This is a genomic window from Lachnobacterium bovis DSM 14045, assembly GCF_900107245.1.
Classification (GTDB): domain Bacteria; phylum Bacillota; class Clostridia; order Lachnospirales; family Lachnospiraceae; genus Roseburia; species Roseburia bovis.
In genome coordinates this window covers 1-13,960 of record NZ_FNPG01000027.1, presented here as the reverse complement: position 1 = coordinate 13,960, position 13,960 = coordinate 1, and the positions used below count along the sequence as shown (strand labels likewise).

Annotated in this window: 14 protein-coding genes; 1 reads left to right on the top strand and 13 read right to left on the bottom strand. The window is 31.2% G+C overall.

The genetic code is table 11. The features are described from left to right. Window positions 1-9: 9 nt before the first annotated feature. The 7 genes from BLV79_RS10250 to pta form a co-directional block, all read right to left on the bottom strand. A complete protein-coding gene (locus BLV79_RS10250; protein ID WP_074718697.1) occupies window positions 10-759 on the bottom strand; it encodes an adaptor protein MecA in 750 nt (249 codons plus the stop codon). A 259-nt stretch (window positions 760-1,018) separates the two neighbouring features. Beyond that, window positions 1,019-1,618 (bottom strand): sigma-70 family RNA polymerase sigma factor, encoded by a 600-nt coding sequence (locus BLV79_RS10245; protein WP_074718696.1) that lies wholly within the window; start codon window positions 1,616-1,618, stop codon window positions 1,019-1,021. A gap of 46 nt (window positions 1,619-1,664) precedes the next feature. Beyond that, window positions 1,665-2,447: a 23S rRNA (guanosine(2251)-2'-O)-methyltransferase RlmB gene (rlmB, locus tag BLV79_RS10240; protein ID WP_074718695.1), complete on the bottom strand. Its 783-nt coding sequence runs from the start codon at window positions 2,445-2,447 to the stop codon at window positions 1,665-1,667. Window positions 2,448-2,563: 116 nt separating this feature from the next. Then, window positions 2,564-3,007, bottom strand: a complete 444-nt coding sequence (locus tag BLV79_RS10235) for a Mini-ribonuclease 3 (RefSeq protein WP_074718694.1) — start codon at window positions 3,005-3,007, stop codon at window positions 2,564-2,566. After that, a complete protein-coding gene (cysS, locus tag BLV79_RS10230) occupies window positions 2,992-4,410 on the bottom strand; it encodes a cysteine--tRNA ligase (RefSeq protein ID WP_074718692.1) in 1,419 nt (472 codons plus the stop codon). Before cysS ends, BLV79_RS10235 begins: the two co-directional genes overlap by 16 nt. Window positions 4,411-4,427: 17 nt before the next feature. Next, a complete protein-coding gene (gene ispF, locus BLV79_RS10225; protein ID WP_074718690.1) occupies window positions 4,428-4,970 on the bottom strand; it encodes a 2-C-methyl-D-erythritol 2,4-cyclodiphosphate synthase in 543 nt (180 codons plus the stop codon). A gap of 254 nt (window positions 4,971-5,224) precedes the next feature. Further along, complete coding sequence (gene pta, locus BLV79_RS10220; RefSeq protein WP_074718731.1) at window positions 5,225-6,208, bottom strand: phosphate acetyltransferase; 984 nt, start codon at window positions 6,206-6,208, stop codon at window positions 5,225-5,227. 239 nt (window positions 6,209-6,447) lie between these two features. Here pta and BLV79_RS10215 point away from each other — a divergent pair, with 239 nt between their 5' ends. After that, window positions 6,448-6,687 carry a hypothetical protein gene (locus BLV79_RS10215; RefSeq protein WP_074718688.1) on the top strand — a complete coding sequence of 80 codons (240 nt, stop codon included), beginning with the start codon at window positions 6,448-6,450 and terminating at the stop codon, window positions 6,685-6,687. Window positions 6,688-6,892: 205 nt separating this feature from the next. On the opposite strand, the gene BLV79_RS10210 is transcribed toward BLV79_RS10215, so the two are convergent. From BLV79_RS10210 to BLV79_RS10185, 6 genes are all read right to left on the bottom strand, one after another. After that, on the bottom strand, window positions 6,893-8,293 hold the full coding sequence (locus BLV79_RS10210) for a glycoside hydrolase family 32 protein (protein WP_083354550.1): 1,401 nt from the start codon (window positions 8,291-8,293) through the stop codon (window positions 6,893-6,895). A gap of 51 nt (window positions 8,294-8,344) precedes the next feature. Further along, window positions 8,345-9,052, bottom strand: coding sequence for a tRNA (N6-threonylcarbamoyladenosine(37)-N6)-methyltransferase TrmO (gene tsaA, locus BLV79_RS10205; protein ID WP_330389998.1), 708 nt, complete (start codon window positions 9,050-9,052; stop codon window positions 8,345-8,347). 92 nt (window positions 9,053-9,144) lie between these two features. Next, entirely contained in the window at window positions 9,145-10,464 is a 1,320-nt protein-coding gene (locus BLV79_RS10200; RefSeq protein WP_074718686.1) for a GGDEF domain-containing protein, read from the bottom strand. Window positions 10,465-10,639: 175 nt separating this feature from the next. Continuing rightward, window positions 10,640-11,452: a PAS domain-containing protein gene (locus tag BLV79_RS10195; protein ID WP_074718684.1), complete on the bottom strand. Its 813-nt coding sequence runs from the start codon at window positions 11,450-11,452 to the stop codon at window positions 10,640-10,642. 229 nt (window positions 11,453-11,681) lie between these two features. Continuing rightward, window positions 11,682-12,635 carry a hypothetical protein gene (locus BLV79_RS10190; protein WP_074718682.1) on the bottom strand — a complete coding sequence of 318 codons (954 nt, stop codon included), beginning with the start codon at window positions 12,633-12,635 and terminating at the stop codon, window positions 11,682-11,684. Window positions 12,636-12,849: 214 nt separating this feature from the next. After that, window positions 12,850-13,518, bottom strand: coding sequence for an Ltp family lipoprotein (locus BLV79_RS10185; protein ID WP_074718680.1), 669 nt, complete (start codon window positions 13,516-13,518; stop codon window positions 12,850-12,852). Between the last annotated feature and the right edge of the window lie 442 nt (window positions 13,519-13,960).

Below are 13,960 nucleotides of genomic sequence, written 5' to 3'. Positions count from 1 at the left end.
AGTACTAAATTAAAAAGTCTTTAACACATCAATTGCTTCTTGCTCAATAATACATTTTCCATGCTCTCTTATGTAAGACTCTCTTTCTGGTCCTACTTCTATCTTATCAGAATATTCGTCTGCGAGCACTGATAAATGTAAAACTTCTTCTTCTTCACAATCCGAAAGATTAAAAATCAAAATATATTTACTCTTTATCTTATACAATGTGTTATCAACATCCGTATCTAGATTGACACGTTTTGCAAAATTTTCTAAACAACTAAAATCTTTAAATGACATCATTGCAACTACATACGAAATCTCAGTTTCTTCAACCTTTTCATTTAAACTACTGCTAGATTTCTTGCTATGATTCTTTACATCCTTTTTAACTGATGAGTTCGACTTATTGTTTTTTGTCTCACTTGTACTTCCTTCTTCTGTATAAGGTTTGATTTCATCCCACTTGTCTTGAGGTATAGCACTTAAGAGTCCATTAACAAGATCTTTTATATGATCCGTAACAGAATCGCCCTTTTTCTCTGAAAATGTGAGTGAAACTGTATGATTAGGCAAGAAATCAGCTCTAACTGTCTTAACTCCAAGCTCAAAATCCATGTCAAATTCCTGCTCTGCCAAATCAAAAATATGATTCATAAACTCTTGAGTTTTATCACCATTTGACATAATATCATCGATAGAATAACCAAGCCCCGTTATTTCGTCTTCGGTAATTACACACTTAATTGTATGTTGTCCAACTCTTGAAAATTCCATACATAATCACCGCCTTTCTCATCAATCATCCTTTATTTATATTATATATATACTTGACAAAATTTCCAGCATTTTCCCATATTTTTTATTATATTTTATATATGCATACACTTCTTTTATAATAATTCATAAATCTTCCTTACACTTTTCTTTTTAATTCTACTGTGTTTTCTTACCAATTATTTCGGTTTATTTTAAAGAAAAATGATATAAAAAAACATATTCATAATAGATTTTTTATGTTGTGCAATACTTCAATTTATTTTTTTTGAGCTAATTTTTGGCGAATTCTCTGCAAGGCATTATCAATTGATTTTGGACTTTTATCTAAAACCTGTGCAATAGAAACATAGTTTTCTCCTTCAAGATACAATTCTAAAACCTTGTTTTCAAATTCACTCAAATTATTTCTAAGTTCTTTATAAAAATCTGAAATAACCTCTTTTTGAATCAATATCTTTTCTGGATTAACAGAATTTTCATCACTTTCTAGTACGTCTTCCATTCTATAACCCGAATCATCATCACTTTGAGAAAACGAAATATAATTATTAAGTGGTATATGTTTTTTTCTGTTTGATGCTTCAACTGCAGAATACATCTGTCTTGATATACAAAGGTCGGCAAATGAAAAAAACGTCCTATTCTTATTTATATCAAAATCTCTCATCGCCTTAAACAGACCTATCATGCCTTCTTGAATGAGATCTTCTGTCTCCCCACCAATAAGATACATAGTATTTGCATGTTTTCTCACTAATGGTTTGTATTTATTAAGTACGTATTCTCCTACATCGTTATCACCTTTTTTATACCTTAAAATCAATTCCTCATCAGAAAAAAACTGATACTTCTTCACGACAATCTCCTTTACCACACCACCAAAAATACATCTTTTTCTAATACTATTTAGCTTTTACAATACGCTGACGAACAATTTCATACGCCAAAACACCTGTTGCTACTGAAGCGTTTAACGAATCGATATCACCTTTCATTGGAATTGAAGCCACAAAATCACAGTTTTCTTTAACTAGTTTACTAACGCCTTCGCCTTCGTTACCAATTACTAAGCCAATAGGACCTGTTAAATCAAGTTTATACATGCTTTCTCCACCCATATCAGCACATACAAACCACATTCCTTTTTCTTTTAATTCTTTGATTGTCTTAGAAATATTTGTAACTTTAGCAACTGGTGTATAATTAATTGCACCAGCAGATGTTTTAGCAACAGTTGCTGTAAGCCCAACAGCTCTTCTCTTAGGAATAATTACACCATGTGCACCAGCTAAATTAGCTGTTCTAATAATAGCACCTAAATTATGAGGATCTTCTATTCCATCAAGAATAAAGATAAACGGAGCCTCATTCTTATTTTCGGCAATTTTTAAAATATCCTCAACCTCAGCATATTTGTAAGCCGCGCTGACTGCTATTACTCCTTGATGATGACCTGTTTCCGAAATCTGATCTAATCTATCTTTCTCAACAAAATTCATAATTGTATCATGTTTTCTTGCTTCTCGAACAATAGATCTAATTGGTCCATCTTGACAACCATCTAAAATATATACTTTATCAATTGTTTTTCCAGAGCGAAATGCTTCAAGCACTGCATTTCTGCCTTCAATTTTATTTCCATCTACTTTTTCTTCTTCATGGTTTTTTATTTCTTCAAATGCCATTTATTTTTCTCCTATCAAAAAGATTTTATTGTTAGTTAAAACTCGGCAACAATAATGCTACCGAGCTTCATTATTTAACTTAGTTATAAAAAATTATACAAAAAACGTTCTTATAATTATATTTTAAAATTGGTCTTTTCTAAGCCAATCTTAGTTAACTCAAGTATTCTTTCAAACCTATCCTGCAAATACAAATACCCAACCAAAGCTTCAAATCCTGTAGCTTTTCTATAGTCTTTCATCGAGGCATTCTTAGCCATAGTTGGTGATTTAGCATTTCTACCTCTCTTATAGATTTCTTCTTCTTCCTCTGTCAAAAGATCTTCTATAGCTTCAATCACCTGAGCTTGTGCATTAGCTTTAACAATTTGACTTGTTCTCATATGTAGTTTGCTGGCTTTTGTGTTACCACGACCAACAATAATTGAGCGTATAACCAAATCATAGATTCCGTCTCCTATGTAAGCTAGCGTAAGTGGCGAATATGTTCTGATATCAACATCTTTTACATCAAAATAATCTCTGATTTTTGAATCAATTTTAATTATACTATCTCCCATACTACGCCCTCTCTTGTATCTTTAATACTAACACCTTTAGATAACAACTCTTCCCTGATTGCATCAGCTTTAGCAAAATCTTTTGCTTTTTTAGCTGCCTTTCTTTCTTCGATTTTCTCAAGAATATAGTTTTCTAATTCAGCATCAACACTGTTTTCTTCTACTGTAGGTTCTTTTGTTAAATCTAGAGATAATACCTTATCAAAATCCTCTACCAATGCATATTTAGTAGCATCATCTAAATCTGCTTTTAATAAATCATAAACTACTGTAAGTGCCATAGATGTGTTGACATCATTGCTTAATGCCTCTATAAATTGTTCTTTATATTTTACAAAAGCCTCTTGGTCAACATCTCCATTTTTATCAAGTGAAGCTACTTTCTTAACTAATTTCTGATAAGCAACCTTCATATTTTCAAGAATTTCGTATGAAAATTCTAAAGGTTTACGATAATGTGACTGTAAACAAAACATTCTATATACCAATGGATTAAAGCCTTTTTCCTCTAGTGTAGAAACTGTAAGGAAATGACCTTTTGATTTACTCATCTTCCCCGATTTATCATTTAAATGATTAACATGGAACCAGTATTTACACCATTCATGACCGATTATAGCTTCCGACTGTGCAATCTCATTAGTGTGATGTGGAAAAATATTATCAACCCCTCCACAATGTAAATCAATGTACTCGCCCAAATGTTTAAGACTGATACATGAACATTCAATATGCCATCCCGGATAACCAACGCCCCATGGACTGTCCCATTTTAATGCCTGGTCTTCAAATTTCGATTTGGTAAACCACAAAACAAAGTCTGTCTTATTCTTTTTATTAACATCAGTTTCAACGTCATCACGAACTGCCTCTTTCAGTTTTTCCTGTTCTACCGCTGATGAAAAAACATAATAATCATCTAATTTAGATGTATCAAAATAAATGTTTCCGCCTGCATGATAAGCATATCCTTTATCAATCAATAACTGTACCTTTTCAATAAAATCATCAATACAGTTAGTTGCTGGCTCAACAACGTCTGGTTTTTTTATATTTAACTTTGCACAATCACTAAAGAACGCATCTGTGTAAAATTTAGCAATTTCCATTACTGTCTTGTGCTCTCTTTTAGCTCCTTTGAGCATTTTGTCTTCACCTGTATCAGCATCACTTGCTAAATGGCCTACATCTGTAATATTCATTACTCTTTTTACGTCATAACCAACATATCTTAATGTTTTTTCAAGAACATCCTCCATGATGTAACTTCTTAAATTACCAATGTGTGCGAAATGATAAACAGTTGGTCCGCATGTATACATACCAACTTTACCATCTACATTTGGAATAAAAGTATCTATTTTTCTAGTTAATGTATTATAAAAACGTATTCTATTTTCCATTAGTTTCTCCCTTATTTTTACTTTTTAATGCAACCACTACATCCTGCACAATTAGCTGCTGAGCCACCCACAGCAAAGCTTGCCTCATAAAGACCTGAAAGTGAACAAATAGCATTCGAGGATATTCCCTCTTGTCTTCCTGTAAAGCCAAGATTCTCCTCTGTCGTAGCTTTAACATTAACTTGAGTAATATCAATTTTTAAAGCCTTAGCTATGTTTTGTTCCATTTGCTCAATATAAGGTCTGAATTTTGGACGCTGCGCTATGATAGTCGCATCAATATTTTCAATCACATATCCTTCTTGTTCAATAAGTTTTCTTACTTCTTCAAGGAGCTTTATTGAACTAATACCTTTAAACCTATCATCTGTATCTGGAAAATGTTTTCCAATGTCACCTAATGCCGCCGCACCTAACAAAGCATCCATTATTGCATGTAGTAATACATCAGCATCTGAATGCCCCAATAAGCCAAGTTCATGTTCAATTTCTACTCCACCAACTATAAGCTTGCGGTCCGGTACAAGTTTGTGAACATCGTAACCCATACCTACTCTCATATTCTGTCCTTTCTGACTTACCTATTTATTTAAAAAATATTATTTTTACTGATTTTTTATTAAAAAAGACACTTACCCATCTTTTCTATTTTTACCTAGTTATCATATCATGGTAAAAAAATAAAGTCAATTAGATGCAAAATACTCCACAAACGATTTTATAAAAAATTCATTTTGTGGAGTATTTATAGATTTTTTTAATTTTATTATTTATTTTTGATTTTTTTTTTTCTATTTAACCTTTATTGCGATAATTAAGCTAATGCTGCTGTAATAATTGCCATTGAGTATACTTCAAGCGCATTACATCCTCTCGATAAATCATTAATTGGAGCATTAAGTCCTAAAAGAATTGGACCATATGCATCAAACTGTCCTAATCTTTGAGCTATTTTATATCCAATATTACCTGCATTTATATCTGGGAAAATAAATGTATTTGCATGACCGGCAACCTCTGAATCTGGACATTTGGTTCTAGCAACTCTTGGTGATACTGCTGCATCGAATTGAAGTTCTCCTTCGATTTTTAAATCAGGATATTGGGCTTTTGATTTTTCAGCGGCATTATGCATTTTATCAACATCTTCGCCTTTTCCAGAACCAAGTGTAGAATAACTTAGAAATGCGATTTTTGGATCAACTCCAAAGATTTTAGCACATTTAGCGATTTCTCCAGCAATTTCAACCAAATCATCTTCTGAAGGATGAATATTAATTGCACAATCACCCATTGCTAAAACTTCATTTCCTCCTGTAGCTGACTGACGTACAAGTATAAAACAAGATGATACTATATTGTTACCCGGTTTAGTTTTAATTAACTGTAAAGCTGGTCGAACAGTGTCAGCTGTTGAATATGTAGCTCCACCTAGTAATGCATCAGCAATCCCCATCTTTACAAGCATTGTGCCGAAATAATTTGCATGTTTTAATGTTTCCCTTGCCTGTTCTTTTGTAACACCCTTGCTTTTTCGTAATTCACAGAACAAATCAATCATTTCATCCATTCTGTCGAAATTTTCAGGATTAAGCACTTGTGCTCCTCTTATATTATATCCGCTTTCTGCTGCAGAATTATATACTTCATCTGGATCTCCAACTAATATTGGTGCCAAGAAGTTGCTTGCCAAAAGTCTTGAAGCAGCCTCTAGAATACGTGGATCAGATCCCTCAGTAAATACAATTTTTTTAGGATTCTTTTTTAAAATATCAATCAATTGTCCAAAACCATTTATATTACTCATTTTTTTCTCCTTTACAACTATATTTGTTAACTAATTATAATTTTACGCTCTTTTGTTCAAAAAAACAATAAAATCGTTGTATTTTAACAAATACAATACTAATATTTTTCGTTATTTTAAACGATAACATGTTTGATAATGTGTGTTTTTTTTACACCTCTTTCACTTGCATATATAAATCATACACTTTAGAATTAATAGAAAATACTTTTTCCTACAAGGAGGTAAATATGAAACTTAAAGATAATCTCAAAGGAAATATCGAAATAATGGAATTTTTAGAAGCTGTAAAAAGATGTCGTGGAGATGTATTATTCCAGACAACAGAGGGTGATTCTTTGAATCTTAAAAGCCAATTATCTGAGTACATCTTTCTAGCATCTGCTCTTACAAATGATATTATACAACGCGGTGAAATTATTATTGAAAACCCAGCTGACTTAGATTATATTGAGAAGTTCGTTGATTGAATTTAAGTTCTAGAATTCTAGACGGTAAATATCAAAAAGCCAAGGTTCTTATCCTTTTCACATTCAAATTATTGTGAAATAAAACAAGTGACCTTGGCTAATTTTATATGTTTTTTACATGTATCTTGTGCATTTATTATTTTTGTTTTCAATACATGCGTCTTAATCATTGTCTAAATATTGATATCAAAATTATATTTTTTATTTAATAATCAATTTCTTCTAACGAATATGCATTTACTTCATAAAAGCCGTCAAACGTTGCAACAATGTTGTCATCATTTGGATAATACCTTGACGTAAATACAACCTCACCGCCATTAACATAAATTTCGATAATTGACTGATCCATAAAAATTCTTACATTTTCTACTTTTTCTACTTTTGCACGTCTTACATCTCTTTTACAACCAGTTTCATTTAAAAACTTCAATTCACAAACACCATCTTTAAATGCGAACACTAAATCTTTGTTCCCCTCAGTATCTGAGAAAACTATCTGAGCTTTTCCGGTTGCTTTTGCTTCAAGGTCAAAAGAACTATCTAGTGTTACTTTTTTCTTATCATCAGTCAAAAGAACCTCTTTTTCTTCTTTTCTTAATTCTTCATAGCCTTTAATTGGATAAGTTTTAAATATTTTTTTATCTGAATCATAAGAAATCTCTCTAAATAATGTCAACGAATGTTCAAACCCTTCTTCAAGAGATTTAGCATTATCATATGGAGCATCAGGAACACCTGCCCAACCGATAATAATCTTTTTTCCTTCAGGTGTTGTAAAAACCTGTGGAGCATAAAAATCAAATCCCATATCCCATTCTTTAAAGTTTTCTACTGTTATATCTTTTTCAAGTTCTTCATTTGATGAATGGATTGTAGTTTCATTTAAAATAAAATATCCTGATTGATACATATTCATAAATTTATATTCTTGACTATCCATTCCCTGTGGACAACCGCCAATAGCCTTTACACCATCAACCTCAAAATAATCAGGGCACTCAAACATATAACCTAATTGAGCACTTGGAGTATATTCTTTGTATAATTGCCAGTTTTTCTTATCATCAGATTCAAAAAACAACATTGAAGCTTTATCATCAACCGATCTAGCTCCTAAAAACATATAGTACTTATCATTTTCTTTCCACACTTTTGGATCACGCACATGAAGTCCCATGCTCTTAGGAAAATCCTCATTTGTCATTAACAATTCTTTTTCAGAGAAATTATATCCATCATCACTTGATAAATAGATTACATTTTGTTCTCTTCCTGTCAAAATATAATCATGATTACCCGGATGTTTTACATTTCCTGTATAAAAAAGTTCCATTTTGCCATCATCACAAAATGCTGTTCCTGAATAAACTCCATCTTTATCTTGTGGAATGTCTGGTCTTAATGCAATTCCATTATCTTCCCAATGTATCATATCTTCTGAACTAACATGCCCCCAGTATTTTAATGCACTCTCAGGATAATCTGGCGCATATTGGTAAAAAATATGGTATTTTCCATCATAATAACATGAGCCATTTGGATCATTTACCCAACCTTTTTTTCCAAATATGTGATACATATGCTTGTAAGTTTTGTTTCTCATACAACTCTCCTATATTCTATAATTTGTATTTTCTCTCTAATAGTGACTTAATTATTTTATTTCTTTAAAATCAGCGTCTCTATAACATAAATCCACCACTCTTAATACATTATTCTTTACTATAAAACGTACATCAAATTCCTTGAATGCCATACCATAAATATAATCTTCTTTCTTATTGTATGCTGCTCTTGGATCTTGTCTCAGGACTTCTATTAGTGCTTTTTTTACATTCTCAGAAATGAAGCCCGAAAAATCCTTTTCGAACAAAACATTTATTGTTTTATTTTTTGTATCCTTAGTATAACCTTCACTCGCATCCGTATGACAATCTGTATACGGAATATATGGTTTAATATCATAAATTGAAGTTCCACTTAATATATCTATGCCCGAAACATAAATTACAGGCGATTCATTACAATTTGTATCAATTTTAAGAATCTTTACAGAGGAAAGTCCTAATTTGTTAGGCCTAAATGGAGATCTTGTCGCAAATACTCCTTTTTTAGATTCTCCTCCTAACTTAGGGGGATGAACCATTGGCACAAATTTTTCAGAATTAACATTAGATTTCGAAAACTCCCAAATCAACCACAAATGAGAAAACTCCTCTAAACCTTTTATCGCCAAAACATTTCTATACTTTTTTTCAAAAACAATTCTGCCTGTTGAATGCTCAACTAGTCCACTTTGTCTTGGAATTCCAAACTTTTCTGGAAAATCTGTATATATTTTAGCAATCGGTTCAATATTCAACAATCTGTCTCCTTTTATGATAGCATTTACAAAATGTGAAATTCATTTCACATTTTGCATAAACAAAAGATTAACATAAAACATCGCATTTTTCAAGACTTGTACTTCCCGTTTGTTTTTTTTGCATTATGATATTTTCCTTTTTCTTCGTAAAGATGTTCATCTGCTAACTTAATTATCGATTTTGGATCATCTTTAGGACTACGGCAAACGCAATAACCTACGCTTAATGTCAATTCATATTCAAGATTTAACAACTTACATTCATGTTCAATTGCACTGTTTAGTTTACGACTAAGAGTATTATAAATATTATTTTCAAACATTTTTTCAAAATCTTCAAAAGAAATCGACTTACTAGTCTTTATTTGGGTATCTGTTTTATTTTCTGTTTTGTTTTCTACTCTATTGTCAGTTTTTGCAATATTGTTTTTTTTGTATAGCTTATTACGAAAAATCATAATAAACTCATCTCCTCCGTAACGTCCCACAAAACAACTGTTACTGGCTGCAACTTTTTTTATAGCATTTCCAACTGTCACTAAAGCCTTATCCCCTTCAAGGTGTCCATACTTATCATTTACCATCTTAAAATCGTTAATATCCATCATAAAAACTGCAACTTCTTCTTTATCCACTACCAATTCGCCTATAGCTTTTATGAGATATTCTTCAGCAACTCTCCTATTATTTAATTTAGTAAGACCGTCCATTCTAACTCTGGTTTCCTGAATACTTATGTATGTAAAAAATATTGCTGCCAGATGCGACACTGTAGTAACCGACAATACTTTTAAAAAATGACTAAACATAACAACTGGACTCAATATAAAAATGTATCCAACAAAAAGGATTATCTCCTGTCTTCTTTCTTTTTCTTTTAATCTTATAGCCGAATATATAGTCCCCGTAACAACAAAAATAAAATATATACCGAAAAATGCATATAACAAATTGTAATATTTTCCATATACAATTTCCGTTCTTCCTCCTACATCCCTTGTATAAAATACAAAGTCATGTTTTACTGCTGAAAAAATTAATATCAATGCCATTGCAATCGGTACAGAAAAAATTCTTTTAAACCAACGCTTTTCAGAAAAATAAAGTTGCAAATGATAAACATAATATTTTATCCATAAATACATAGTACAACTTACGGAAATATGACACACAATTGCTAATAGCATTAATAAATTTTTTTCTATATTAAAAGCTCTCAACTCATTAAGTGTCCAAGCCCATGTTGAAAAAAGGTATACCAAATACGACAAAATCTGAGCCTTAAAATATTGAATTTCTTTTTCTGAGCCGAAATCTGATTTGACACTCATAAAAACATACCATGCAAAAACACCATAGAATAAGTATGATATTGTCTGAACTATCGTATTTTCAAAATATAATTGCATTTCTACCTATCATCCTTTACTGTCATTTTTTTTAACCATAAAAATATTTCTATTTTAAATCTACATTTTTAGAATTAATCTCTAATATTTTTCTACTACAAAAAAGACATATACACTGTAGGTACAATGTATATGTCGACATAATTTTGTCTATTATTCATTTTTTTAACAAAAATTATTTACTAGCAAAATGCTCTTTTGCATCTTTGAAACTTTGAACCATTTCTAACGTTCCAATATATTCTCCTTTGTCATCGTAGACCGCATGATAAATAACTTTTACGGGATTGTCAGGTTTATCAATCCACATCTCCATTTTATCATTACATTTTGTTTTAAAATCTCCAAGCATTGCTTCAACAACCGGTATAATTCTTGGTGGATGACAAGTGTATATTTTTCTTCCAAGTGCTGAAAGTGGTCTAGCAAAAACTTTTTCATTATTGGTAAAAAATCTCAAAACATCATCCTTATCAATAAACGTAAAATCAATCGGAATAATGGCAAACATAGCTACAAGTTGCTTAATCGTCAACTCTCCTGTTGGCATTTTTATAATTCCATTTCCAATTGCATCAGCTATTGATTCTGATGAAGCCGCACCCTCTTTAGACTCTATCCAGCAAGCTGCATCTTTCCAACGGGGAAAATCATTTATAAAAGCATATCCCATTTCATCGTAATCTGCATAAACTTCTTTCCAATCATCTTTAGTAAAATTATTAAGTGCCAACGGAAAAAGAATTTTTTCTTCTTTGTAAATCATCTCTTTAATTCGATCAATTAATCGTTTTAAATTATTTTTATAATGTAAAAAATTATCTATATCTATAAATTTATACAAAAAACTTATATCACCCTTTATTTCATCATCTACTCCACACATTACGTCTGATGGTCCCTTGTAACCATATTCACAAAGCTTTGGAAAAAATAATTCCTCTTTTTTTCCATAATGCTTTCCTATATTTTTTAATTCAGAAAGCATGTTCTTCAAAATCTCAATTAATGATTTTATAGTCGTAACCTCTTAATATAAAACGTTAGTTATAACTTATTAATTTCAATTCAATTATAATGTTTAAATAGCAACATTTACGTTGTAAGCACAACATTTATGAAAAAACGTATTAAAAAAGAGCCCTACATCGAATAAATCTTATGTCTCTATTCTTTGTAAAAGCTCTTTTAAAATCATTCTTTTTTATATTTTATAATTATAATCCAATTACATTCAATGCATAATCTATTTCAGCATCAGTAAACTTCATCAACCTTAAATATCCGCGTATCTTATCCTTATCACTATAATGTAAATAATCTACACATAATTTTGCAACTTTATAAGCCTTTTCATTCCAATCTACACCACAATTATTTGCGGCATACTCTGCATCATCTGGGGAAACTCCTTCTGTCTTTAATTCTGTTTCTAAATTAATACGTGAAATTATACTTGCACCTGAAGCAACATATTGTTTTGCCTTTTCAACTGCCTGATCTCTAGTACAACCTGAAGCTGAAGCATCTGAATCATCCGAATCTGAGTCATCCGAATCATCATAATCCTCTGTTGAATCTTCGTCTTCTTCTTGCTCTTTTTCTCGCTCTTTTCTTTCTCTTTCTTTCTTTTCTCTTTCTTTCTTTTCTCTTTCCTTTTTAGCTTTTTCTTCCTTAGCTTTTTCTTCTATTCTTTTTTCATCAGCTAATACCTTATCATGATGAACTTTAAAACCTATTCCTAATGAAAGTGCTAAAACAACAACAACTATTCCGACTATACAAGCAATAAGTTTACCCTTACCTGATTTTTTCTTTGGAAATCCATTTTGATTCATCCCATTTTGAATATTTTGTATTTGATTATATTGCATCTGAGTGCCTTGCATCATCTGATCATTTGGTACCTGGTTGTTTGGCATTGGATTGTTTGGCATTTGGTTAATTTGCATTTGTGACTGTTCTTGCATGGGATTATACTGCATTGGGTTGCCTTGCATTGAGTTGCCTTGCATTGGGTTGCCTTGCATTTGGTTGTTTTGTACTGGGTTGTTTTGCACTGGATTGTTTTGTACTAGGTTGTTTTGTACTGGGTTGCTTTGCATTGGGTTGCTTTGTACTGGATTAGGTTGCATTTGATTTTGTCCCATCTGATTTTCTTCCATCTTCATAATCTCTCCTTATATAATCATCTAAAAATTTGCCCTATTGAATCCAAAGTTTTTTAAGTAAACATCGAAAAATATCTACACTTTATTAGTATATTCCTTTTATATTTATTTGTCAAAAAAATACACACTAGATAAGATTCTTCCATCTAGTGTGCATTCTATGAATACAATACACGTATATCAAAATAAAAATACTACTATATCACTGTAAAAATCAAATTCCCATTTTATCTAATGCATAACTAATTTGCTCTTCTGTAAATTCTTCATACTGAAGTTGATCATACAATTCCTTTCTTGACATTGGCATAAGTTCTTGATATTTTTCTGCTTCTTTATATGCCTCTTCATTCCAATCTGCGCCACAATTATCGGCTCCTATAATCGAATCTTCTTCTGAATATCCCTCATACTCGAGCTGCTTAATAAGACCATTATATGAAAATGGCATGTATTCTATATATTGTTTTGCTTTTGCAATGGCGTTTTGCTGGGACAGTGTTAAGGAATTCTTTTCATCATCTTTTGAATTATCAGCTTCCTGCCCATATAATGAATCTTTGTTTTGCTGACTTTCTTCATTGTCTTGATCATAATCTGCTTCTTCATCGTCAACATCTTCTTCATTTCCATCATCTTCTTGGGAATTATCTGTTTTTGTTTTATTATTACTATTTACATGAGAAATATTCTTTTCATTTGCAGTTGCTTCATTTGTCGAAAAACAAGCATTATATACAAAAGCAAGTGTAGTAATAAGAACAAGCATACTTAAAAATCCAAATATTTGCTTACGATTCTTTTTCATTTGAATTGTTTTTTGTGGAAATTTATCCTCCTGAATTATTTCTGTATAATCCTTTTTCACTTGATTTTTTTCCATTTTTTTATTCCTTTCTCCCTTATTGACATTTTTTTATTCTAAAGTATTCTTCTTACTAAAACAACATTAATTCCTAGTGGGTCCTTCTTATTCATTCACAAGCCTTGAATGAAAAACTAAAACCCAACTGAAATATCGTCTGATTACACAAAATCGATTTTTGACATCAAATTCGACTTTTTTAGGCTACCTTCTTTCTGAAAAGGTGCTATAATTAGCTTATTCCAGACAGTGGGTATATTGAAAATTGCATAGCAAATAGACGGCTGGCTAATTCTTATGCAAAAGTAAACGCGACCCGTCTAATAACACCTATTGACAAATCGATTACTACCTGCATTTAAGTCTTTTAGTTACTTTTCAAAAAATAAGTCTGGCATCAAATGCACTTCATCGGGTGGGATGAGGTGCATTTTTAATAACTTCATTAATTCATGAAAAT